26 protein-coding genes and 2 pseudogenes are annotated in these 22,788 nt (G+C 64.8%); 14 read left to right on the plus strand and 14 right to left on the minus strand.

The window, feature by feature from the left end; all coding sequences use genetic code 11:
* From A5645_RS28070 to A5645_RS06475, 7 genes and pseudogenes are all read left to right on the plus strand, one after another.
* Positions 1-200: pseudogene (locus A5645_RS28070) on the plus strand (hypothetical protein); the annotation flags it as partial.
* Positions 201-254: 54 nt separating this feature from the next.
* A complete protein-coding gene (locus A5645_RS06450) occupies positions 255-1,241 on the plus strand; it encodes an LLM class F420-dependent oxidoreductase (protein ID WP_065128962.1) in 987 nt (328 codons plus the stop codon).
* A gap of 92 nt (positions 1,242-1,333) precedes the next feature.
* Complete coding sequence (locus A5645_RS06455; RefSeq protein ID WP_065128963.1) at positions 1,334-2,263, plus strand: SRPBCC family protein; 930 nt, start codon at positions 1,334-1,336, stop codon at positions 2,261-2,263.
* Between the two features lies 1 nt (position 2,264).
* A complete protein-coding gene (locus A5645_RS06460; RefSeq protein WP_065034098.1) occupies positions 2,265-3,434 on the plus strand; it encodes a zinc-dependent alcohol dehydrogenase in 1,170 nt (389 codons plus the stop codon).
* A gap of 13 nt (positions 3,435-3,447) precedes the next feature.
* Positions 3,448-4,008 carry a type 1 glutamine amidotransferase domain-containing protein gene (locus A5645_RS06465; RefSeq protein ID WP_065128964.1) on the plus strand — a complete coding sequence of 187 codons (561 nt, stop codon included), beginning with the start codon at positions 3,448-3,450 and terminating at the stop codon, positions 4,006-4,008.
* Positions 4,009-4,116: 108 nt separating this feature from the next.
* Positions 4,117-4,809 carry a HemK2/MTQ2 family protein methyltransferase gene (locus A5645_RS06470; RefSeq protein WP_065128965.1) on the plus strand — a complete coding sequence of 231 codons (693 nt, stop codon included), beginning with the start codon at positions 4,117-4,119 and terminating at the stop codon, positions 4,807-4,809.
* Positions 4,806-5,012, plus strand: a complete 207-nt coding sequence (locus tag A5645_RS06475) for a CDGSH iron-sulfur domain-containing protein (RefSeq protein WP_065034101.1) — start codon at positions 4,806-4,808, stop codon at positions 5,010-5,012. The genes A5645_RS06470 and A5645_RS06475 overlap by 4 nt, the downstream gene beginning before the upstream one ends.
* Here A5645_RS06475 and A5645_RS06480 read toward each other — a convergent pair.
* Genes A5645_RS06480 through A5645_RS06505 form a run of 6 tightly spaced genes read right to left on the minus strand, consistent with a single transcriptional unit; the run spans position 5,005 to position 10,604 of the window.
* Positions 5,005-6,042: an iron-containing redox enzyme family protein gene (locus A5645_RS06480; protein WP_414467370.1), complete on the minus strand. Its 1,038-nt coding sequence runs from the start codon at positions 6,040-6,042 to the stop codon at positions 5,005-5,007. The genes A5645_RS06475 and A5645_RS06480 overlap by 8 nt on opposite strands.
* Before the next feature lie 23 nt (positions 6,043-6,065).
* Positions 6,066-8,297 carry a SpoIIE family protein phosphatase gene (locus A5645_RS06485; RefSeq protein ID WP_065128966.1) on the minus strand — a complete coding sequence of 744 codons (2,232 nt, stop codon included), beginning with the start codon at positions 8,295-8,297 and terminating at the stop codon, positions 6,066-6,068.
* Positions 8,294-8,893 (minus strand): SpoIIE family protein phosphatase, encoded by a 600-nt coding sequence (locus A5645_RS06490; RefSeq protein WP_065034133.1) that lies wholly within the window; start codon positions 8,891-8,893, stop codon positions 8,294-8,296. The genes A5645_RS06485 and A5645_RS06490 overlap by 4 nt, the downstream gene beginning before the upstream one ends.
* 31 nt (positions 8,894-8,924) lie before the next feature.
* Positions 8,925-9,335, minus strand: coding sequence for an anti-sigma regulatory factor (locus A5645_RS06495; RefSeq protein WP_036362830.1), 411 nt, complete (start codon positions 9,333-9,335; stop codon positions 8,925-8,927).
* Positions 9,325-9,714, minus strand: a complete 390-nt coding sequence (locus tag A5645_RS06500) for an STAS domain-containing protein (RefSeq protein ID WP_065034104.1) — start codon at positions 9,712-9,714, stop codon at positions 9,325-9,327. Before A5645_RS06500 ends, A5645_RS06495 begins: the two co-directional genes overlap by 11 nt.
* A gap of 11 nt (positions 9,715-9,725) precedes the next feature.
* Complete coding sequence (locus A5645_RS06505) at positions 9,726-10,604, minus strand: STAS domain-containing protein (protein WP_036362836.1); 879 nt, start codon at positions 10,602-10,604, stop codon at positions 9,726-9,728.
* Between the two features lie 158 nt (positions 10,605-10,762).
* Here A5645_RS06505 and A5645_RS06510 point away from each other — a divergent pair, with 158 nt between their 5' ends.
* From A5645_RS06510 to A5645_RS06530, 5 genes are all read left to right on the plus strand, one after another.
* Entirely contained in the window at positions 10,763-11,131 is a 369-nt protein-coding gene (locus A5645_RS06510; RefSeq protein WP_065034134.1) for an STAS domain-containing protein, read from the plus strand.
* A 339-nt stretch (positions 11,132-11,470) separates the two neighbouring features.
* Complete coding sequence (locus tag A5645_RS06515) at positions 11,471-11,869, plus strand: heme-binding protein (protein ID WP_065034105.1); 399 nt, start codon at positions 11,471-11,473, stop codon at positions 11,867-11,869.
* Between the two features lie 74 nt (positions 11,870-11,943).
* Positions 11,944-12,444, plus strand: coding sequence for a DUF6328 family protein (locus A5645_RS06520; protein WP_065034106.1), 501 nt, complete (start codon positions 11,944-11,946; stop codon positions 12,442-12,444).
* Between the two features lie 66 nt (positions 12,445-12,510).
* Positions 12,511-13,563 (plus strand): DNA topoisomerase IB, encoded by a 1,053-nt coding sequence (locus A5645_RS06525; RefSeq protein WP_065128967.1) that lies wholly within the window; start codon positions 12,511-12,513, stop codon positions 13,561-13,563.
* 49 nt (positions 13,564-13,612) lie between these two features.
* On the plus strand, positions 13,613-14,194 hold the full coding sequence (locus A5645_RS06530; RefSeq protein WP_253866862.1) for a PAS and ANTAR domain-containing protein: 582 nt from the start codon (positions 13,613-13,615) through the stop codon (positions 14,192-14,194).
* A 4-nt stretch (positions 14,195-14,198) separates the two neighbouring features.
* Here A5645_RS06530 and A5645_RS06535 read toward each other — a convergent pair whose 3' ends face one another.
* The 6 genes from A5645_RS06535 to mbp1 all read right to left on the minus strand — a co-directional run bounded on the left by A5645_RS06535 (position 14,199) and on the right by mbp1 (position 20,612).
* Positions 14,199-15,203 carry a helix-turn-helix transcriptional regulator gene (locus tag A5645_RS06535; RefSeq protein WP_253866863.1) on the minus strand — a complete coding sequence of 335 codons (1,005 nt, stop codon included), beginning with the start codon at positions 15,201-15,203 and terminating at the stop codon, positions 14,199-14,201.
* Between the two features lie 8 nt (positions 15,204-15,211).
* Entirely contained in the window at positions 15,212-16,408 is a 1,197-nt protein-coding gene (locus tag A5645_RS06540; protein ID WP_065128969.1) for a glycosyltransferase, read from the minus strand.
* Between the two features lie 148 nt (positions 16,409-16,556).
* Positions 16,557-18,398 (minus strand): CheR family methyltransferase, encoded by a 1,842-nt coding sequence (locus tag A5645_RS06545; RefSeq protein WP_065128970.1) that lies wholly within the window; start codon positions 18,396-18,398, stop codon positions 16,557-16,559.
* Between the two features lie 50 nt (positions 18,399-18,448).
* Positions 18,449-19,219 (minus strand): ATP-binding protein, encoded by a 771-nt coding sequence (locus tag A5645_RS06550; RefSeq protein WP_253866864.1) that lies wholly within the window; start codon positions 19,217-19,219, stop codon positions 18,449-18,451.
* Positions 19,197-20,207 carry a chemotaxis protein CheB gene (locus A5645_RS06555; protein ID WP_436405475.1) on the minus strand — a complete coding sequence of 337 codons (1,011 nt, stop codon included), beginning with the start codon at positions 20,205-20,207 and terminating at the stop codon, positions 19,197-19,199. The genes A5645_RS06550 and A5645_RS06555 overlap by 23 nt, the downstream gene beginning before the upstream one ends.
* Before the next feature lie 168 nt (positions 20,208-20,375).
* Positions 20,376-20,612 (minus strand): microaggregate-binding protein 1, encoded by a 237-nt coding sequence (mbp1, locus tag A5645_RS06560; RefSeq protein ID WP_065128972.1) that lies wholly within the window; start codon positions 20,610-20,612, stop codon positions 20,376-20,378.
* 226 nt (positions 20,613-20,838) lie between these two features.
* On the opposite strand from mbp1, the gene A5645_RS06565 reads away from it, so the two are divergent.
* Complete coding sequence (locus A5645_RS06565; RefSeq protein WP_172830480.1) at positions 20,839-21,564, plus strand: SDR family NAD(P)-dependent oxidoreductase; 726 nt, start codon at positions 20,839-20,841, stop codon at positions 21,562-21,564.
* 76 nt (positions 21,565-21,640) lie between these two features.
* Entirely contained in the window at positions 21,641-21,898 is a 258-nt protein-coding gene (locus A5645_RS06570) for a DUF7218 family protein (RefSeq protein ID WP_065034137.1), read from the plus strand.
* 7 nt (positions 21,899-21,905) lie between these two features.
* Here the strand turns inward: A5645_RS06570 and A5645_RS28075 are convergent, their stop codons facing one another.
* Together A5645_RS28075 and A5645_RS06575 are read right to left on the minus strand one after the other, a co-directional pair.
* Positions 21,906-22,070, minus strand: coding sequence for a hypothetical protein (locus tag A5645_RS28075; RefSeq protein ID WP_167659595.1), 165 nt, complete (start codon positions 22,068-22,070; stop codon positions 21,906-21,908).
* A gap of 31 nt (positions 22,071-22,101) precedes the next feature.
* A pseudogene (locus A5645_RS06575) lies at positions 22,102-22,701 on the minus strand (nucleotidyltransferase); the annotation flags it as partial.
* Positions 22,702-22,788 lie beyond the last annotated feature (87 nt).

Genomic DNA, 22,788 nt, shown 5'->3' on the forward strand with positions numbered 1-22,788 from the left:
GCCCCCCGCAGGACTACTGCGCCCCGCGCACCGCCATGATGCCCAAACGCGCCCGCACCCGCGCCCAAGACCGCGCCTACCGCATCGCCACCGAACGCAACCACAACCACCACACCCGCCAAACCACCCGCCAAGCCCGCTACAACCACCCCGAGGGCAAAGCACCACCCAACCCCGACCACGACCCACCACCCTTCTAGCGGTGGTGCCACCCGGTGCCGTTTGCCATCCGAGCGTCCGGGTACCCGTCCGGTATGGCGAGGTTTGGCTATACCCTGATGACTGAACAGACGGGCCCCAAAGAGCTTGTGCGCGATGCCGTTTCGGCCGAGCAGCGGGGATTCGATTTCGAGGTCTGTAGCGACCACTTCTCACCGTGGCTGGCGTCGCAAGGACACGCCCCCAATGCCTGGGCGGTTTTGGGCGCGGTCGCGCACGCTACCGAACGGGTCGACCTCTACTCCTACGTCACCTGTCCCACGATGCGCTATCACCCCGCGATCGTGGCGCAGCAGGCCGCTACCGTGCAGATCCTTTCCGGCGGCCGGTTCACGCTGGGCGTGGGCAGCGGCGAAAACCTGAACGAGCATGTCGTCGGCAAGGGCTGGCCCACCATCGAACGCCGCCAGGACATGCTGCGCGAGGCGATCAAAATCATCCGCGACCTGTTCGGCGGTGAACTGGTGAACTGGAGCGGCGAATACTTCCAGGTGGACTCCGCGCGCCTCTGGGACGCGCCCGAGATACCCCCCGGCATCGCGGTGGCCATGTCGGGTGACAAGGGCGTCGAGAAGCTCGGCAAACTCGCCGACCATCTCGTCGCCGTCGAACCCGATAAGGAACTGGTCGACGCGTGGCACGCCGCCCGCCAGGTCGGCGGCTGGCCCGGCGCCGGCCGGGTGATCGGACAGATCCCGATCTGCTGGGACCCCGACCGGGACGCCGCGATCGCACGCGCGCACGACCAATTCCGCTGGTTCGCCGGCGGCTGGACGGTCAATGCGGACCTGCCGACCCCGGCCGGCTTCGCCGGGGCCACCCAATTCGTGCGGCCCGAAGACGTCGCGGACAGCATCCCGTGTGGGCCGGACCTGGACGCGATCGTGGAGGCGGTGCGGCCGTTCTGGGAAGCCGGGTTCAGTGATATCGCGCTGATTCAGATCGGCGGCCAGTCCCAGGAACAGTTCTTGAAGGAAGCCGCAGAACCCCTGCTGGAGGCGTTGCGCGCCGCAGCGAATTGACGGTCGACGAGTTTGGGTGACTGTCGCGCGGGTATGGGTCGGTAAGCATCGACCGCAGGAATCTGCCGTCTGGCAGTGCGAGGAGTTTGGCGATGAATGATTCCGCAGCAAGTACCACCACGACCTTGGTCAAGGGGCTCGGCGTGGCCAGTCTGGGCCTCGGCCTGTCCGAAGTGCTGGCGCCCGGGGGAGTGGCGGCACTCGCCGGCGTGGACGAGACGCGGCGGTCACGGACCGCCATCCGCGCCCTGGGATTGCGCGAATGCGGCCATGCCGCAGCGCTTTTGCTGGGACCGGAGAAGCTGGTGTGGACGCGAGTGGCCGGCGATGTGCTGGACATCGCGGTCCTGGCAGCGGGCGTGGCCCGCCGGGGTCCGGGCCGGCGACGGCGCGGCATCGCCTCCGCCGCGGCCCTTTCGGTGATCGGTGCGGCCGATCTGTATGCCGCGCTGCGTACCACCCGCACCGAACACGCACGTCACGGCGGAGAACACAAGCATCAGACCGTGCGCGCGGCGGTTACCGTACAGCGCTCGCCGGAGTACGTTTACGGCTTCTGGCGCAATCTGGAAAACCTGCCGGAATTCATGTATCACCTCAAAACGGTCACCTCGGACGAGAACGGCCGGTCACACTGGGTCGCCAACGCCCCAATCGGACAGCCCGTGCAGTGGGATGCCGAGATCGTCGAAGACCAGCCGGGCAAACGCATCGCCTGGCAATCGGTGCCGGGTTCCGGCATCTCGAACAGCGGTTGTGTGGAATTCAACCCCGACAACTCCGGTAAGGGCACCGAAGTTCGGGTCACCATCGCCTATGAAATGCCCGGCGGCGCCATCGGAAAGGCAGTGGCGACCCTGTTCGGCGAATCGCCCGATCAGCAAGTCAACGACGATCTCCGCCGATCTAAGCAGATCTTAGAGACCGGGCAGGTACTGCGCTCCGACGGATCGCCGGAAGGACCGGTCTCCTTCCGTCAGATGCATCAACAGGCCGCCCAGCCGGTAAGCAAGGGGGCATAGCATGAGAGCCACAGTTTGGGCGGGGCGCAATAGCGTTGAGGTGCAAACGGTTCCGGATCCCAAGATCCTGAACGACCGTGACGCGATCGTGCGGGTCACCTCGACCGCAATCTGCGGATCCGATCTGCACCTCTACGACGGTTACATTCCCACCGTCAAGCACGGTGACGTGCTGGGCCACGAATTCATGGGCGAGGTAGTGGAAGTCGGCAAAGGCGTTGACAACCTAGCTGTCGGCGACCGTGTCGTGGTGCCATTTCCGATCGCCTGTGGAGCGTGCTCGGCGTGCGACCGCGACCTGTATTCGCTGTGCGAGAATTCCAACCCCAACGCGGGAATCGCCGAGAAGCTGATGGGCCACTCACCCGCCGGTCTGTTCGGCTACTCGCACATGTTGGGCGGATTCGCCGGTGGCCAAGCCGAATATGCTCGGGTGCCGTTCGCCGACATCGGGCCACTCAAGGTCGAGGACGATCTCACCGACGACCAGGTGCTGTTCCTGTCCGACATTTTGCCGACCGGTTACATGGGTGCCGAGATGTGCGACATCAAGCACGGTGATGTCGTAGCGGTGTGGGGTGCCGGGCCGGTCGGTCTGTTCGCGATGATCAGTGCCATCTTGCTGGGCGCTTCCCAAGTCATCGCCATCGACCGCGTGCCGTATCGCCTCGAATTGGCCCAGCGCCTCGGCGCCACGCCACTGAACTTCGAGGAAACGTCGGTGCTGGGCGAGTTGCAGGACATGACTGCCGGCCGCGGTCCCGACCATTGCATAGACGCGGTCGGCATGGAGGCTCGCAACAGCACCACCGTGGTGGATGCCTACGATCGGGTCAAGCAGGCGATGCGTCTGGAAACCGAACGCCCGCATGCACTTCGGGAAGCTGCCATGAGTTGCCGCAATGGTGGCACCATCTCGATCGTCGGCGTCTACGGCGGCATGATGGACAAGTTCCCGATCGGTGCGGTGATGAACCGATCGTTGACCATCAAGACCGGCCAGTGCCACGTGCAGCGCTACATGCGTCCATTGCTCGAGCGAATCCGCAAGGGCGAGATCGACCCGACGATGATCATCACCCACCACCTGAATCTCGATCAGGCGCCCCATGGCTACGAGATCTTCAAACACAAGCAGGACAGCTGCACCAAGGTTGTCCTCAATCCGTAAAGGAGCTGGACTGATGTCAAACGAGTTGGAGGGCAGGAAGATTGCGATCTTGGCTGCCGACGGCGTGGAAAAAGTCGAACTCGAGCAGCCCCGCGACGCGCTGCAGGACGCTGGCGCGCGGGTAGAGCTGCTGTCGCTGAAGGACGGGGAAATCGAAGCGCGCAACCACGATTTGGAGCCCGCCGGCCAGTTCACAGTCGACCGACCGGTATCGGACGCGTCGGTGACCGACTACGACGGGCTGGTATTGCCCGGCGGGACGGTCAATCCGGACAAACTCCGACTGGATGACACGGCCGTTTCATTCGTGCGTGAATTCGTCGATTCCGGAAAGCCGGTTGCCGCAATATGTCACGGCCCGTGGACATTGGTGGAAGCCGGCGTGGTGGCGGGGCGAAAGATGACCTCCTACCCGAGTATCCGTACCGACTTGCGCAATGCGGGCGCTCGTGTGGTCGACGAAGAGGTCGTGGTCGACGGGAACATAATCACCAGCCGCTCACCCAAAGACCTGTCCGCGTTCTGCTCGACGCTCCTCAAGCAATTGGCCCAGACACCGGCCGGCTCGGCCTAAAAGCCCGAACATGCCGGGTGATTCGGTTTTAACCCAGTTGTTTGCGGGCATTAACACGCCGAGCCGTGACCGTCACGGCCGAGCTCCAAAGGTCGAGAAAGGCTTGCCGTGACGACCACATACCCAGCACCGGGTGATTCTCTGGTCGCCGAAAGGGTGTACCAGCCGCAATCCGATTCTTTCCTGCTTGTCGACACCATGCGGCGGACCGGTCTGATTCCAGGGCGCCGAGTGCTCGACCTATGTACCGGCACCGGGTTCATCGCCATCAATGCCGCCGAAATGGGTTGCGCCAGCGTGACTGCCTTCGATATTTGTCCGCATGCCGTTCAGTACACGCGCGGCAACGCGGCCAACGCGGGCGTTGAAGTCGATGTGCGGCAGGGCTCTTGGGCCAACGCCTTGGACTACGGTCCCTTCGATGTGGTGGTGTCAAACCCGCCATACGTTCCCACCCCTGCCGTCGACGACACAGACGTGATTCCGTCCACCGCCGGTCCGTCATGGGCGTGGAACGCCGGCCTCGACGGACGCCTGGTGCTTGATCCGCTGTGCGCATCAGCGTCAAAGCTGTTGTCGGATCGCGGTTCGTTGCTACTGGTGCACTCGGGTCTCGCCGGCACCCGGCAGACACTGGACGCATTGCGCGCAGCGGGGCTGGATGCGTATGTTGTTGCCAGAAAGTTCATTCCGTTCGGACCGGTGTTGACGGCACGGGCCGACTGGCTGGAGGAGACCGGCCAAATCGCGCCAGGGTGCCGAGAAGAGGAACTTGTGGTGATCCGGGCAGACAAGTCGTGAGCACGACGCGCGTTCAGGTGGTGCCCAACGGGCCGGTGTTGGTGTCCGGCCCGGTCTCCATCGAGATGCCCGACGGCGCCGTGATCGAATCGGACCGGTTCATGGTCGCCATCTGCACGTGCCGGCGCAGCCAGGACTACCCGCTGTGCGACACCAGCCACCGGCGATGCCGGAGCACCAAAGTCAAAGCCAAGCTCAGCTGAGCGGCCGGCGCAGCGAGGACTCACCCCGCTGCCACGCGGCCATCACCACATCCGCCAGACGATTCTCCACGGCGGCGTGCGCGCGGATCCCGAACACCACGTCGGCGTCGAGGTTCGGTTCACGCGCCACCAAGTCGCCGACCACCGACTGTCGCACCACGTGTTCGTGGACCGCGTCGGCTTCGACGTGCTCGCGGTAGAACTCGACGCAGGCCGGCGCCGCCTGCAGGCGCTGCAGGGCCTGAACCATGCGGCGGGAGCCGGGCGGCGAGGTGATCTCCGTCGACGCGAAGTGCCCGACGGCCGCGCCGCGCCAGCGCCGGTGCAACCCGAACAGCGACATGAGATTCACCACGGCCAATGATTCGGCGGGCACTGCGTCCAGATAAGCGAGGTAGGTCGAGTCGAGGTCGGCTGCTTCGAGCAGGTCAGCAAAGAGTTGTTGATGCATCCGCGTGCCGCTGCCCGCGCCGTACTCGTCGAATTCGACCGCGACGAACGCGGCCTTGGCGGTGCCGCTCAGCCGGGGAATGGCGAACGCATGCGGGTCCGCCTCTTTGAGGTGATAGAGCGACCGGTGCACGAAGTACTCGCGCATCTGCTCCCACGTCCCGGTGTCCCGCAGATAGTACGACGGCCCCGTCCCGTCGGCCGGTTCGATTGTGATGGCGTCCATTTCGGCCGCGGCGGTGTGGTCGGCATCGATCGGGCCGACGTCGCGGCGCACACCGGCCAGGAAAACTCGCTCCAGTTCCGACCGCAGGGCCAGCAACGAGGGATTCCATTCCCATTCGGGGTCTACCGAGGCGAAGCCCCGGTAATGCAGCTCGTAGCACATGTATAGGGCCAGCTGAAGATCCAAGCCATACGGGTCCGCGTCACGGACCGAGGCGCTGATGCGCCCGGACAGCTCGCGGGAAGCGGGCGCGCTCAGGGTGCGGCGCACCGCGGTCGACAACGGACCGTGGGCCGCAGGCAGGGCGGGCTCAGCGATGATCGACGCGTAGGTCACACGATTGTTTACCCGCATGGCACACATACAAACGGCGCCGTTCAGTGACCCTGCTCATCGGGACTTGGCCGGCCGACCCGAAAGACCAGGTCGATGACTGTGCCGTCGGGCCCCTCGGTGACCTGCATCGACGCGCTCATCGCCCGCATCAACAGCAATCCCCGGCCGCTGTTGCCCGGATTCTCCGCCGGTGGCTGCCAACGGCCGGAATCCGCTATCCGGGCGTGTATCTCGTCGCCCGCCAGCTCTGCCTCGAGCGACATGTCTGCGGCATCTCGGCCCGCATAGGCGTGTTCGACACAGTTGGTACAGGCTTCGCTGAGCACCAGCACGACGTCACCGGCTTGCTCATCCGAGACACCGGCCGCTCGGAGCCACGAAGTCAGTCGCCGCCGGATGGGGGCCAATTCTTCTGGCACGGCGTGGGTCTGGATGTGCAGCGGCGCCAGCGCATGGCGGTACACCACCATCGCGACGTCGTCGTCGTACCCCGCCGCCGGAGCCAATTGCTCCAGCACCGTGTCGGCGACAGCGTCGACCGGCAAATCAGCGGAGCCGGCCAGCACCGCGGCGACGCGCGCGAGTCCCTCGTCGATCGATTCGTACTTGCGCTCGACCAAGCCGTCGGTGAACAGCATTAGCGTCGCGCCGGGGAGCAGTACTTTGGCAGCTTGTGGACGAGTCTCGTTGCGACGCACCGCTAGTGGCACCGAACTCGCATCGGTAAGCATCATCGTTTCACCCGAGCCGGGTTGGGCGAGCACGGCCGGCATGTGCCCGGCGTTGCTGTACTCGAGCACGCTGGTGGCCGTGTCCAGAATCGCCAAAAACACTGTGGTGCAGTAGGCATCGGGGATAAGTGAGGCCGCCGCGTCGAGTTGCTCGAGCAATATCGCCGGCTTCGCGCCGGTGAGCAACAGTGCTCGTGCCGAACTGCGCAGCTGACCCATGATCGCCGCGGCGGGCAGTCCGCGCCCGACGCAATCTCCTACGACGATCCCGATGCGGTCGTCGTCGATCGGGAGGACGTCATACCAGTCACCACCAATTTCCAGCGGCGGCACCGCCGGTTCGTAGCGAACGGCGAAACCGGGCGGTGGCTTCAGCGGCGGCAGCATCGCGCGCTGCAGGGTGAGCGATGTGACGCGGGCGCTTTCGAATTGGCGGACATGCTGAATGGACAGACTGAGGTGACCGATGAGGACCGTGATCAGCAACCGGTCTTCGGCCGAAACCCACCGTGGGACTCGTAGTTCCAGCCATAACGCCACGTCCGCGGCGCCGGACAGCATCACGACCAATCCGTGCGTCCTGCCGTCCGCCTCTGGTCTGCTTACCGTCTTGGCGGTCAATGGTAACTGGTGACGAGCATCCTGGAACGTCTGACGTAGCTGGGGATCCATTGTGCGCCAGCTGGTTTCGGGCGGGTCACCGGCTACCACGACTGTCGGCTCCCCGTCAGCGGGCGGCCACATCACCGCGACGACACGGCTCACGTCAAGCGCTGTCCGGCATTCCTCCAGGGTGATCGCCAGCACCTCGGCCACGCTCTTGGCCACACTGACCGAGGTGGCCAACCGCATCACGGCGCTTTCCCGCGCGGCGAAGGCACGTTCGGCGGTGACGTCGCGGACGGTTCCCACATAGACGTCATGCTCACCAGCGGGTCCCCGAACCGCGTTGATGCTCACCGCTGCCCAGGCCAGGTGACCATCCTGGTGCCGCACGGGAATCTCGTACTGGGCACTGCCCTCCGCACGGACCCGTTCCTGGTGCTCGGCCGCGATTCGCTTGTCGATCAGCCAGGGTTGCGGCCATCGGTACGGCATGCCTTCCGGCGGGTAGCCGAGGATCTCGGCGAACGCGTTGTTCATCTCCACTATCGCGCCGTCTTTGTCCGCGACGAAGAAGCCTTCCTGCAGGGAATTCACCAACGCGGCCCGGAACTGCTCGCGATCGGCCAGGTCTTCGGCACGGGCCCGTTGCTCCGCGTATCGCTTTGTGCCGTCGAGAAATCCGCGGGTCGCAACGTCGAGCGCGGCCAGCGTCTGCAGCAGGAACTGCAGCGCGGTGGCGGCGTCGACGCCTGACTTTTTGGACAGCTCGTCGACCTGCCGGAAGTGGTTCTCGATGATGTCGAGCATGCTGACCTGTTCCTGCAGGGCACGCCTGCCGAGGTCGTATCCGACAGCCAAGCTGTCCTCATCGCGAGTGCGCACGTAACTGTGCAGGGCGGCGACGTACTGGTTGTGGAAGTCGGCGGTATAAGTCATGACGAAATGCCCCGGTGACGGGCCGCGAGCACCGTCGCGTCGTCGGTTTCCTTGCCGTGCTTGGTCAGGATCTGCTCGGCGATGTCGGCGGCCGAGGCCGCGAAATCGATGTTGTCCAAGTAATCCGGGGCTATGCCGTCGCTGACCATCACCAGCAGATCCCCGGTACGCATCGGAACCACTTGCGCCGGACGGGTTTCCGGGATGCGGAAACCGACGATCCCGCCGACCAGCCGCGCACTGGATCGGACCTGCACACCGCTGATGCTCTTGGCGACCAGATGGGCGGTAACATTGCCGATTCCGGTCCAGCTCAGCTTGTGGGTCTGCGTATCGATCTGCGCCAGGGTCATCGCCGCGCCCCTGGTGCCGGCCAGCACGCGGTGGCAGAGCGCGATGAGCACCTCGAGGCGCTCCGTTCGCGCTGCCGTCAACGCATCGACCGCCGCGAGCGCTGCGTCCGCGGCGGCCGGACCGTGGCCCAGACCGTCCAGCAGGCCGAACAGTGCGACGTGCCCGTCGACGTCGAGCGCGAGCGTCTGGTCGCCGCACTCCGACTCGCCCGGGCGTGACCGGCTCGCCGTCGCCCATTCGATCGGCCCGAACCGCCCCCCCGATCGCCAACGGTCAGGCACGGGCGGGAACCCATTTCCACATCTCGACGACGGTGCCGCGGCCGAGCGCCGACTCCACGATCAGTCGATCCATCAGTCGGCGGGCACCGGGTAACCCCATGCCCAGACCGCGTCCGGTGGTGTAGCCGTCTTCCATCGCGCGGTCGATATCGGCGATGCCGGGGCCGTCGTCCTCAGCGCGGACCACCAGCGCCGTACGGCCTTCGCGGTCGGCGACGCCGACCCGGACCTCGCCTCGGCCGGCATAGCTGGTGATGTTGCGGGCGATCTCGGAGATCGCCGTCGCGATCATGGTGACGTCGGTCAGGGAGAACCCGAGGTCCAGGGCGAGCTGGTGGCCGGCCTTACGGGCGGCGACGATGTCGTCGGAGGTGTTGATGGCGACCACCGTCTCACCCGCCACCGTCGCGCCCGATCGTCCATCTGGCCAGTCCAAGCTGCTTGTTGAGCAGGGCAATGCCCTCTTCCAGGTCCAGCGCGGTGCTCATGTCGTCGAAAGCCAGCCCCAGTTGCACCATCGCGAAGGCCACTTCCGGCTGCAGGCCAACGATCACCGTGGTGGCCCCCCGCAGCCGGGTCATGTGCGCGATCGTCCGCAGGGACCGGGCCGCGAAGGAATCCATGACATCGATAGCGGTGACGTCGACGACGATGCCCTGCGCGCGGAACCGGCTGACCCGCTCCATTAGGTCTTCGCGCAGCCGCTCGGTGTCGGAGTCGGTCAAGGCGGCCTGCACGGTCGCGATCAGTATCGCGCCCTGCTTCAAGATCGGTACTGGCATGCGGAGCCGGCTTACTCGCCGGTGCGGGTGACTTCGTAACCCAGCAGACGTTCGGCTTCTTCAATACCGCCCTGCAGGTCGCCGACGGCGTTCATCTTCGACAGGTCCAGCCCGATGGTGACCAGCGTGAGCGCGATCTCGGAGGACAGGCCGGTGATGATCACGCTTGCACCCATCAGTCCCGACGCGTCGACCGTCTGCACCAGGTGGTTGGCCACGGTGGAGTCGATGGTCGGCACACCAGTGATGTCGATGACGACGACCTTTGCTCGGTTTGCCCGGATCGCCCGCAGCAGTTGCTCGGTGACCTGCCGGGCACGCTGGCTGTCCAGCACGCCGATGATCGGCAGAATCAGGAGTTGCTCGCGTACCTGCAGCACCGGCGTCGACAGCTCGCGGATCGCTTCCTGCTGCTGACGGATGATGCGTTCGCGTTCCTGCACGAAGCTGACGCCCACGGTATTGGCGATGCGGTTGGCGGCCGGCTCGTAGGCGTCCAGCACCCGGTTGAGCATGTCGAACTCGGCTTGGTACTTCTCGAACAACGAGCGCGCGAGCACGTCGCGCAGCAGCAACACGATGCCCAGCACCTCGTCGGTCTCCACCCCTCGGGGGATGATGCGCTCGGAGAGGTCGCGTGCGTAGTCCTGCAGGGCTTCGACGCTACCGGTCTCCAGCACCTCGACGTAGTTGTCGTAGACCGCCGTTGCCTCGGAGAAGATCTCCTCGGGCGTCATCGCGGTGAGCAACTCCGCTTCGGTGATCCGGCGTGCCCACTCCTCGCGCAGGGCGGTCCTGTTCCGCCGCAGGTGCTGAACCAGCTGCGGCAACAAACCTTCACTGGAGACGCCGGTGCCGGTGCCGCTGGAATCTGCCGCCGAATCAGACATAGATGCCCTCCCACCGACTCGCGCATCCGCAGGGCGCAGGTGCTATGGGGAGAGTAGCTTGGGCGATGCCGTCGGGCGTGTTGAGGTCTTCTTCTTCTCGCGGTCTGCACGGCGGGTTAGGCTTGCAGCACACCGAAGGCCCGGACAAAGGATCGCCGTTGTCAGCTCCCGATTCGATCACCGCCACGGTCTCCGACCACGACGGCGTCGTTGTGCTCAGCATCGGCGGCGAAATCGACTTGGTCACCGCGCCGGCACTCGAGGAGGCCATTGGTGGTGTCATCACAGATAACCCGCAGGCGCTGATTATCGATCTGTCCGGGGTGGAGTTTCTCGGCTCGGTGGGCCTCAAAATTCTGGCTGCGACCTATGAGAAGTTGGGCGATTCCGCGGAGTTCGGTGTGGTGGCTCGCGGGCCGGCCACCCGGCGGCCGATTCACCTGACCGGGCTGGACAAGACGTTTCCGCTCTACCCGACGCTGGACGACGCACTGACCGGTGTGCGGGACGGCAAGCTCAACCGTTAGCGCCGGGATCCATTGCGGCGCAATGGTATCCAATAAACGAAGTGGCCCGCTGTGATGGCCCGAGCTGAGATAACGGTTGCATCACGAATCCAGATCACGATTCGTTAAGAAGTTGCGCAGTTTTCTGAGAAATCTCATTGATCGTTGGCTTGCTTGGTCGTTTGCTTAGCTAAATACGCAACGGGAGTTGCTCGCGTCACACATTTATCTCCCATGCGCCGGATCCGCATGTTCGTTGTGCGCGAACAGCAATGAACGCACCTTTTTGCTTCCGCTACTTTGGAATTCGGGGTTTCGGGACCTCATCGATCGGTTCACTCATTCGGAGGAACATTCATTATGAAATTCAGCAGTAACGTCGCGCGTCGGCGAGTTGCCGGCGTCAGCGCCGGTTGTCTGCTCGGGGGAATCGCTCTGGGTATTGCCGGTGCGCCGTCGGCCGCGGCCGCGCCCGACTGCAGTCCGGAGGGCGTCCGGGCCACCGTTTCCTCGGTGACCGGCGACGCGCAGCAGTACCTGTCCGGGCACCCGGGCGCAAATGAGGTCGTCTCGGCAGCTTACGGGCAGCCCCGCGGAGAGGCCGCTGCCAACATTCGCAGCTACTTCACCGCGCATCCCAACGAGTACTACGACCTGCGCGGGATCCTGGCGCCGATCGGCGACACCGAGCGGCAGTGCAACGTCTCGGTGCTTCCGCCGAACCTGGCATCGGCCTACCACGAGTTCATGGCCGGCTGATTCCCTTCATGATCGGCAAACGACCCGTCACAGCGAGGTGGCGGGTCGTTTGGCATTAGGGGGATGATCACGTCGTGGAGGTCGACCATCCCGAACGGGATCAGCAGTGGAATCGCCGCGAGCGCGGCGAGACTGAAATAGAACGGCTGGACCGAAACTGGGCCAGCCTGCTGCAGGAACTGCGGGTGGTGCAGACCGGTGTGCAGTTGCTGACGGGCTTTCTGCTGACGCTGCCCTTTCAAACCCGCTTCGACGTCATGAGCCAGCCGATCCGGGTGGTCTATCTGGTGACGGTCGGTTGTTCGGTGGCCGCCACCGTGTTTCTCATCGCGCCGGTGGGCATGCACCGGTTGCTGTTCCGGCGGCATCGGCTTTCGGTGCTGGTCGCTGCGGCGCACCGATGCGCGTATGGCGGCTTGCTGCTGCTGGGGCTGGCGTTGACCGGGGTGACGGTGATCATTTTCGACGCGGTGGCCGGCGTTGCCGCAGGCGTCATCGCGGGTGCGTGCGCGCTTGCGCTGTTTGCCGTCTCTTGGCTGTTGGTGCCACTGCTGCTTCGCAGCCGGCAGGTGTAGCGGCTCGCGGCACGGGTAATTCAGCTTCCAGCCGAACTCGAGTCGGGGGACACGTCTAGGAGTGAGATGCGGCTGCGGCGCAGCGTATTGGACAAGCCGGGACTCACCCGCAAGCGCCGGGGTAAAGGCTTCGCCTACTACGGTCCCGACGGCGAACTCGTGACCGATGCGGCGACATTGCAGCGGATCAAGGACCTGGTGATTCCACCGGCGTGGAAGAAGGTGTGGATCTCGCCGTATCCCAACGGCCACATTCAGGCGGTGGGCACCGACGCCGCGGGTCGCCGCCAGTACCTCTACCACGTGAATTGGCAGCAGGAGCGGGCCGAGGAGAAGTTCGATCGGGTGCTCGAGCTGTCCAAGGAGTTGCCGGCATATCGCGAGCGGATCGCGCGTGACCTGGCCGGACGGGGACTGAAGCGGGATCGGGTGCTGGCGCTGGGGCTGCATCTCGTCGACCTCGGCTACTTTCGCGCCGGCGGCGAGCAGTACGCCGAGGAGAACGAGTCCTACGGTTTGGCCACCCTGCTGTGCGAGCACGTAACGGTGCGCCGTGACGCCGTGGCGTTCGACTACCCGGCCAAGAGCGGGGTGCGGCGCACCTATGAGGTCGAGGATCCCGAGGTGGTGCGCGCGGTGCGTGCGCTGCTGCGCAGAACCGAGCCGATCGAGAGATTATTGGTGTGCCGCAATACATCCGGCTGGGCGGAGGTGCATGCGGACGACCTTCGCGCGCGATTCAAGGAACTGGTCGGCGACGAATACAGTCTTAAAGACCTAAGGACCTGGCATGGCACCGTGCTGGCCGCGGTGGCGTTCGCCGATGCCGACCCGGCGGTATCGCAGCGGGTCGCCAAGCGCGTGGAGGCCGCGGTGATGCGCGAAGTCGCCGAAGAGTTGGGTAATACCCCCGCGGTGGCGCGCGGTTCCTATGTCGATCCGCGGGTGGTCACCGGTTATCGCCAGGGACTGACGATCGCTTCGGCAACGCGGCGGGCCGAACGCAGCCCGCGACCGCAAGCGCAGCTGATATTGGAAAAGGCGACGCGCTCGCTCATTCGTCGGGTCGCCAAGAGCGACGGTGGGCCGGGCTCGACGGAGCTGGCCAAGACGGCCTGATAGTGCCGGGGAGCGCTTCAGTCCGGCAGATCGGCATTACATTGGGCTGGTGTGTGCAGATTCTCGGCGGAAGAAGGTCCGCCGGTGGCCGCCGGTGGGGAAATTCCGTTACCTGGCCCGGGAGGACCGCTGGGAGTGGTCGGACGAGGTCGCTCGGATGCACGGTTACGAACCCGGCACTATCAAACCGACCACCCAGCTGCTTCTTGAGCACAAGCATCCCGACGACAAGCCGACGGTTGCCGAGCTGATCGACCAGGTGCGAAGGCACAGCGCCCCATTCAGCAGCCGGCACCGGATCGTTGACACCAGCGGAAACGTGCACGTCGTCGTCGTGGTTGGGGACCGCATCACCGGGTCCGACGGCAGGCTACTGGGCATCGGCGGGTTCTACGTCGACATCACCGATCAGTTCGACGCCGACCTGCAACGGCACCTCAGCGACGCATTGCTTGCTGTCGATTCGCGCCGCGCGGTGATCAATCAAGCCATGGGCGTGTTGATGCTCCGATATGGAGTCGACGCCGACTCGGCATTCGACCTGCTGGTCAAGGAATCGCAAGAGTCCAACATCAAGCTGCGGGACATCGCCGAAAGCCTCGTCGCCGATATCGGCGCTCGCGGCGAGTGACCACCTACTGCTGGAGCGTGGTGTGCGGGCTCTGGCCGTAGGTGCGGCGGTACAGCGCCGCGAACCGGCCGGTATGGGCGAAGCCCCAGCGTTGGGCGACCTCGCTGACCGTGTTGGTGGTCCGGTCGCTGGAGATCAGATCCTGGTGGGCGTGGTGTAGGCGCACTCGACGGAGGAACTCGGTCGGAGTGGTGTCCAGGTGCTGGCGGAACAGGTACTGCACCGCCCGGGGGGTCAGCCGTACCGCAGTCGCAACGTCGTTGATCCCGATGCCGTGTCCGGCATGGCGATGGATGAACGACACCGCGCTCTTGAGCACCGGCGGGACCGCCGAGCTGCTCAGCAGCGCCTGTTCGGCGTTGACATTGGACGGAAAGCATTCCAGCGTTGCCGCAGCCAGCAGGTGGCCCGCCGCGGAAACGATCAGTGGCCGTTGGGCGGTGTCGGCGCATTCGAAGGTGGCGGCCACGTAGTCCAGCGCGCGGAGCCAGCTGCGTGCCGCATGCTCGGATCGCGGCCGCCAGTCCGTGAACTGCACCTGTTGGGGTAGCGGACCGTTTCGGTCGGCGGCGACCTTGCTCAGCAGTCGGAAATCCAGACTCGCCACGTGGAAGCGCGCGTTGTCGGCCCACAGCACGCACGGCATGCCCGCCGCGGCGACAACCGCAGTGCTCACACTGGTGGCCTGCTCACCGGCAATGGTCAGCTTGCCCGATCGCGGTTGGATCACCAGCAGCGATTCGTCGGTGCGGATCTCGTAGCCGGCCCGGCCCTTCAGTTCCAACTCGTCGAGCGTGATCGACTCCGCCTCAAAGCGCCGATGAGTAAGAGCCGAACCCGTCGGTAGACCGCTGACCCGCCAGCCCGGCTTGTAGGCACGTTCGAAGAAGCGCATGGCCGCTTCAGCATCGGTCGTGTGGAAGTGGTCGTGCTGCAACGCGCCGGCGTGACGCGTCTCGGACGGGCTATCGGTGACCCGGTGGCCGTTTTGACTGATGGCTGTAGACACGGGTCCACCTAAACGTTGATGTGACTCTGTCGATGGCGTGCGGTACGTCGTCGATGCGGCAGTTCCGGCGAACTGGCCTGCTGATAAATGTTGAGTGCGTCCAGGGCAATTCGGTCCCAGCTGAATCGTGACAACGCACGCGACCGTCCGGCCGAACCCATGCTCTGCCTTGTGAAGTGCTCTGCCTGTAGGCTTTTCAGCGCTGACAGCAACTCAAATGGCTTCGTCGGTGATACCAGCAGCCCGGTCACACCGTTGATCACGGTGTCGACCAGCGCACCGACCGCCACCCCGACGACGACCACGCCGCTGGCCATGGCTTGCAACGCCGTGGCGGCCTGCGGCACCTCGCGAGCAGTGCAAGCCACCACATCGGCCGACCTCATCAACGAGGGCAGTTCTGCCGGAATCACCTTGTCTTCGAAATGAACTCGATCGCTCACACCCACTCGGGCGGCCAGCCGCTCGACTTCGAGACGGTCTCCGGGCGCGGCGCCGGTCCGCACGAGTATCAGCTCCGCGTCGGGAATTTTCGGCAGAAGTTGGATAGTTCTGTCGAAACCGTTGCACGGCAACGAACTTGCTTCAACCTGCAGGATGCGGTGCATGCCGCTCCCGGACGACTTCGGTCCGGTTGAGGCAAAGCGTTCGATGTCGACACCGGTCGACAGGACCGCCAAGCGGGATCGGTGGCGCCGGAGCCTGGTCAGCACGTCGAGTTCCTCGCTGCTGCCGCCCGTCATCCACGTAGCGCCGCGGATCAACAGCGGCTCGACACGGCTACGTTCCGGGTCGTCGGCCAGGTCCGCCGGAGCCAGCCCGTGACAGCTCTGCACGGTGGGTAGTGACAGCCGCCGCGCGGCCAGCTGCGCCGCCAGTCCACCGATCCAGCCGAACGCATGCACGACGTCCGGCGGATCGGCTGCCCAGAGTCGGTGCAATTCGCCCGCCCACTCTCCGACGAACGGTAGTACGTCCTGCGGTCGGAGCGTGGCCGTCGGTCCGGCATTGATTGCCTGGGTCCGGAAGGCGCGATCAGCGATGTCGGCCGCGTTCCCGAGCCGGCGCCGCGGATAGGCGGTGACCGCATGTCCGTGCTCGGCGAGTGCAGCGCAGAACTGTAGGTGCCATTCCCCGACGTGGTCCCCCGCAAGCTCGTCGTACTCGGCAAATACGTCGTCTCCGCAGACAATCGCAATCTTCACTCCCGCGGTTCCTCCTAACCCGCTCGATAACATGGGTGGAGTTACCCGGGCCGCTTCGGGGGAAACGGTGCCGGCCGAGAGGTTCGCTTAACGGATAGTCGGCACCCGGTGGGGTTCGCAGCCAACGGTGGCGTTCGGGCCTGAGGCGTTAACCGACTACCTCCATGAGCAGCAGCGCACCACCGATGCTGCCGACCGTGGTGCGAAGTGAAGCACAGGTGACGCGTACCCGGGTCGGGCGTCCGCGCCGGTTGATCGCATCGACGACCGCCTCGCCGGCACCGTCGGTGTCGACGAAGGCGTGTCCGATCAGGGGCCGCACGCCGTCGACCGGCAGGCCGATGTCCAGCGAAGTCAACGGCGCGCCGGTCGTCTCGTCGGTCCGCAGCCCCCATAACTCTTCACAGGCGCGGTTCCACACCACCACCCGCATCTCCCGGTCGACCACGACCATGCCCAGTTGCACCGAATTGGTCAGCGAGCTCAGGAAATCTTTGGCGCTGTCGAGCTCGAGGCTGCGCTCGCGCAGCGTCTGGTTGATTGTGTGGAGCTCTTCGTTGGTGGACTGCAGCTCCTCGTTCATCGTCTCGAGCTCTTCGTTGGTGGACTGCAACTCCTCGTTGGTGGTCTCGAGTTCCTCCACCGTGGATTGCAGCTCCTCGTTGGTGGTCTCGAGTTCTTCGTTGGTGGATTGCAGTTCCTCGTACGCGGTCTCGAGCTGCCGATTGGTCTGGACGACTTTGTCGAGTAGCGCACGCGTGGCGCTGACGTCGAAGAATACGATCGATACGCCGAGCAGGCCGTTTTCCGCATCGACCAGAGGGTTGACGTGGATCTCGAACCACACCGTGTCGACGCCGGGACGTTGCCACCGCACGTCCTGGATGCGGGCCGAGCGCCGCTCCACCTTCGCCTGTTCCAGGTAGGCGCGCAGTTCGACGGGGCGGTAGGATACCTCCAGGTCACGCAGCAGCCGGCCGATGTCGCGGGCGGAGAGACCGAAGATGGTCTCCGCCTGCTGATTGATCATCGCGACGGTGTCGTCCCCGGTCACCACGATCTGCGCCACCGGGCTGGCGCGAAACGCCAGGTCGCGCACGGTGGTGAGGCCGGCCAGCTCGCCCTGCCGCTCGTAGAAGGATGCTCCCGGGTCATAGCGGTCGACACCCAGGTGTGAACCGGCGGCCTTCCGGAATATCCGATTCGGCAGGCTCAGGGGAGTGAACCGGTCGCTGTGGCTCAACAGCATCTCGGCATGCCCAAGGAACAATGTCCCTTGCGGTGCAAGCGCAAAATGCAGCCGGCTCAACACATTCCGCTGCGTTTCCGCATTGAGGTACATCAGCGTGTTGCGGCAGACCAGTAGGTCGACGCGAGAAATCGGAGCGTCCTTGACCAGATCATTGCGGCCGAAGATGACCGCCCGGCGCAGGTCCTTACGAAACAGGTAGCGCCCGTTGACTTGCTCGAAATAACGACCGAGCAGTTCCTGCGGTACCGATTCGGCGGCCCGGGCATCGAACGAAGCGGCGCGCGCCTCGGCCAGCGCCTCCTCGTCGATGTCAGTCGCGTAGATCTTCACGCGCTGACGGAACGAGTCGGGTCCCATCGCCTCGGTCAACAGGATGGCCAGGGTGTACGCCTCCTGTCCGGAGGCGCAGCCGGCGCTCCATACCCGAATCGGATCGTTGGGCCCACGCTCGGCCAACAGCCGCGGGACGACGGCTTCGTTGAGGAAATCCCACGCCTCGGGGTCGCGAAAGAAAGCGGTGACATTGATCAAGATGGTGTTGAAGAGTGCCGCGAACTCGTCCGAGCTGGCCTGTAGAACGTCCAGGTACTCTTCGAAACTGGGATATTTGGCCTGATCCATCCGACGGCGGACGCGGCGCATCAACGACGTTCGCTTGTAACCGGTGAAATCAAAGCCGCGGGAATCCCGCAGGTACCGCAACAGAGCTTCGAAGGACTCGTCCGTGGTGCCGCTCATTGGGTGCCGTCCGCCTAACGCCGTCGTAGCACTTGACACTACTCGCGGAGTCAGAGCCTGTTCTCGGAGCCGATCACCGCCCACACGGTTTTCCCGGAGGATGTCGGCGTGCTACCCCACGCTCGGCACAAGGCTCCGACGATCGCCAGGCCCGATACGGCGTCGATGCCGCCGGCGGCATACTCGCGGCGGTTCACGGGTTGATGGCTGCAATCCTTCATGGCGACGGTGAGCGTGTCTTTGCAGTTCTCCACGACCAGCACCGGGGCGCTTTCGGTGTGTTCGAGCACGTTCTCGACAAACACAGTGGCTACCGTTCCAGCGACCGGAATCAACTGGTTCACTGACCAGGTGGTGAGCCATTCGTGGATCATGGAACGGGCAAGCCACATGCTCGCGCGCGAGCGCGGCAGCGCAGCACGTGCTCGGCGCCGCCCGTGCGAGGCCAGGTCGTCGACGGCATCCAGCGCGGCTTCCATCGACGTGTGCACAGGCACATACCTCGTCACTGCGCTCGCGGCGATTGCACGTCTTCGCTCAATATCGCTGCATGCCAACAGGATCGGCACATTCGGCCAGGTGCTGACATGCCAGCGTGCGCTGGTGAACACCGACCAGGCCGAGGGAGACGGAACCGACAACCGGTTGACATCGACGATCACCGCCCGGGGTTCGTCCAGGGCGGCTTTGATCACGGTGTCCCGAACACTCCGATACGTGAGGCTGTTCAACACCCCGTCGGTGACGACGATGGCGACGTCGCGCTGTCGGTCCACGCCGATGAGGGCTGCGCTGGGTTTACTCACCGACGTCTCCGGCACGCGGACCGGCGGCCGAAAGCCGCTCGCTGAGCACCGCCAGCGCGCGTTCGGTCTCCTCGGCCGATGCGGTGTAGCGCTGGAAGAGCAGACCGTGTCCGGCCTTATCGGCCAGTTGCCTGGCGAGTTTGGCTTTCTCCTGCAGGCTGCGCAGCGCGATCCAGAGTGCGTTCTCGATTTCGTCGTCGCGCGCGGCGAGTAGCGAATCCGGGGACCAGGCGTGTCCGACCCGGCACCGGTAGTTGTCCTCGCCGACCTTCGCCAGCGAGCCGTTGCAGTCCGGGCAGGTGTATCCGGATGCGGGACCTAACTCCTGGCTGTCGACGGTGGCGAAGCGTGCCGTCATGGCGATGCGGTTTTCAAACTCCAGGGAGTCGTCCGGTTCCATTTGCGGTTCCTTGATATCACGTTCGGCCAGCTCCTTGAGCACGGCGCCGATGTCTGCCGCCCGGGCCTGTCGATCCAGTACCCCGGCGGCTTCGGCACTGGCCGGCATTGTGGAGAACAGCGCGTCGTCGAGCGTCTGGCCGATGGTGATGCCGCCGCGCGAGCGGATCGCCTCTAACCCCAATACCCCGTCGTCCAGCACGCCGGACAACAACACCCCGATGGCGCGCGGGCCGAAAGCGACTGCGACCGACCGGAATAACGCGTTGATTGCCGGGCGGTGGCCGTTCTCGGTGGGTCCTTGGGAGAGCACCACCTGGTGGTCGGCAACCAACAGGTGGTGGTCAGGTCGGGCCACGTAGATGTGCCCGGGTTCCAGTTTCGTTCCGTGCTCGGCGGTCCTTGCGGGTAGCGCACCCTTGCGATCGATGATTCGCGCCAGCACGCTGGGAGCGCTGGGAGGCATATGCAACGCAACGAGGTAGGCGTAGGGCGAGTCCGCGGAAAGGCCCGGAACCAGATTCGACAGCGCCTCAACTCCCCCCGCGGAAGCGCCGATCGCCACTACACCGCCGAGGTCACTCTGCCCGTTCGTCGCCTGCATCACCACTTCGCATACCCTCTTCAAGCGCAAGCAACCGCACCGCCAAAGTCCGAGAAATTTCGGTTTTTAGCGCTATCGCGAGGTCTGGTGCGCTGCGGCGCGCTGAGTCAAGCAAAAACCGCGGTCCCAACCGAATGGCTGGGACCGCGGCGCAGGAACGGGGATCATCTACTGGTTTTCTTTTTGCCGTTCTTCGGCCGCCTCCGCGCCGCCACGAGCGGATTCGGCTTCCGCCTCCTTCTTGGCGACATCACGCTGGGCGTCCGCCTTGTCCTGTTGCGCCCGGCCCTCGTTCTTCATGTCGTCGCTGCCGGTGACGGTGCCGAACGCCTCCTTGGCCTTGCCCTTCACACCCTCGGCGACGCCCTTCGCACCTGCTTCGGGTCCACTATTGCTGTCGCTCATCGCTTTTCCCATCCGTTTCTCATCACTTCCACGCTGCGGCCGAGCCGGCCGCAGCGCATCGCGTTGAACGTGTTCCCGGTTGATGAGGGATAAAACGGTCAGTCGGCTCGATCTGCAGCCGTTGCTTGCAATAGCCGTTGAGCGAAGAGATTGTTTGGCGGTGCGGGGCATCGGGTAGCGCGCGTCTGCGGGCCAAGTGAAAAGGAACATATGTATGACAGGCGAGTTGGCTTTGATCACCGGTGCCAGTTGCGGCGTGGGATTTGCTTTAGCGAAACAGTTCGCCAGACGTGGTTACGACTTGATCATTGCCGACGGGTATGACGAAATCCACACTGCAGCAGCAGCGCTCACGGTTTTTGGCACCGATGTGCAGGCCCAGCAAGTCTCGTTGTGCTGCGCGGACAACGCGCAGTGGCTGCATCGTCGGGTGGTGTCCGATGGCCGCCAGGTGACCGTGGCGGCACTGACGGTCTCGGTGAACGATGCAATGTGCCCGGACGACAGCCTGGACGGTGCGTTGGATCTGGTGGACAGCAGCGTGCGCGGCACGATGTCGCTAGCGCGATTGCAAGCTGAGCGCATGGCAACGTACGGCCGTGGCGGCGTCCTGCTGACCGCGGCGCCGGATGACGGCGGTCCCGGGCTGGGGACCGCGGTTTACTCGGCGAGTTCGGCCTTCCTGCAGGCGTTCGGCAACATGTTGCAGCAGGATGTTCGCGACTCCGGTGTGAAGGTCATTACGTCGTTGCCGCGGGGCGGGGGCGGAAGCCGGTGCAACCTTCCCGCCGAGGTCGCGCGGCACGCGCTCGCGGCACTGAATTGCGATGGCAGGTCTGGCTTCGCCGCGCGGGCGACCGATGCGGTGACCACGCTGGCCGGACGCTTTATCGCCGATCGCATCAAAGGCCCTGTCCGTCAGATCGTTTCACCGACCGGCGAGGCCGTTTAGGTTGCGCTCGCGCGTTTGACGTGCGCCGATCGGGGCACTCAAGTCGCAGCGTCAATCACGCATAGGAGGTGGCGTCGTGCCGAATTCGTCGATCAAGAACGAAAAGCTCTACAAGGACCTGCGGAAAAAGGGTGACTCCAAGGAGAAAGCTGCGCGGATCTCCAACGCGGCCGCGGGCCAAGGCAAGTCAAAGGTCGGCCGCAAGGGTGGCAAGTCCGGATCGTATGACGACTGGACGGTCGCGGACCTGAAGAAGCGCGCCAAAGAGCTTGGTATGTCCGGCTATTCAAGCCTCACCAAGGACAAGCTGGTCGCCAAGCTGCGTAACCACTAATCGGGAGTCAGTCGGGCGGTTCCTGCTCCGGTTCGGGGTCACGGACCGGAGCTTGTTCACGCTCGGTGGCGTTGCCGGGCACGTTCTCCTCCCGGCGTTCGTCGGTCACGTTTTTCTGCATCTGGTCGACGACCTCTTCGAGGTCATCGTCCCGGCTTGGCAGTGAATCCATGGTTCTCTGAGGTACCCCTGGTCGGCCGGTTTTACTCGCGCAGACCTAAGCGACTCGCCAGCACCAAGAACGCGGCCGCGAAATCGTTGTCCGCGGTGTCCTCCTCGATCCGGTCCCAGTCCAGTTGCTCACGGATCGCCCGTGCGGCCGGAATCAGCTTCGTGAAGTCGCAGTAATGCTCGGTCAACGCGCGCAGCTTCTGGATGAACACCGTCGTCGGCGGCAGCACCGGCATGCGCACGGCAAGCACCACGCGCTCTTCGGCGACGTCCAGCGTCGCCGGCTCGACCACCTGACCGTTGACCCGATGCAATACGTCAACCACGGTTTCACCGATATGAGCCTTGAACAGCCAGTCCTCCGGAGGCCGCTCGATCGTGAACCCGGCCTTACCCAGCACGGTGGCGGCGGCCGATACATCGGACTCCGTGACAACGAAGTCCACGTCGTGGGTGGGCTCCGGTGCGCCGTAGGCCCACAGGGCGTAGCTGCCGGCAAGAGCGAACGGCGGGCCGTGCTCCTTGAGGGCCGACGCCGCCGAGCGCAGCGCCTCGCGCAGCTCGATGCAGTGCGGATCCGTGGTAGAGGTCATGGTTGCTAGGGCATACCCCGCTGATTCCGGGTGCAACCTGTCGACCGCTGTGTCCTCTACAACCGTTTAATCGGACGTTGAACGGGAAATTTTTCAGGTATGTCAACCGAAACGTCGCGTGATGCG

It is taken from the genome of Mycobacterium asiaticum (assembly GCF_001673635.1).
GTDB lineage: Bacteria > Actinomycetota > Actinomycetes > Mycobacteriales > Mycobacteriaceae > Mycobacterium > Mycobacterium asiaticum_C.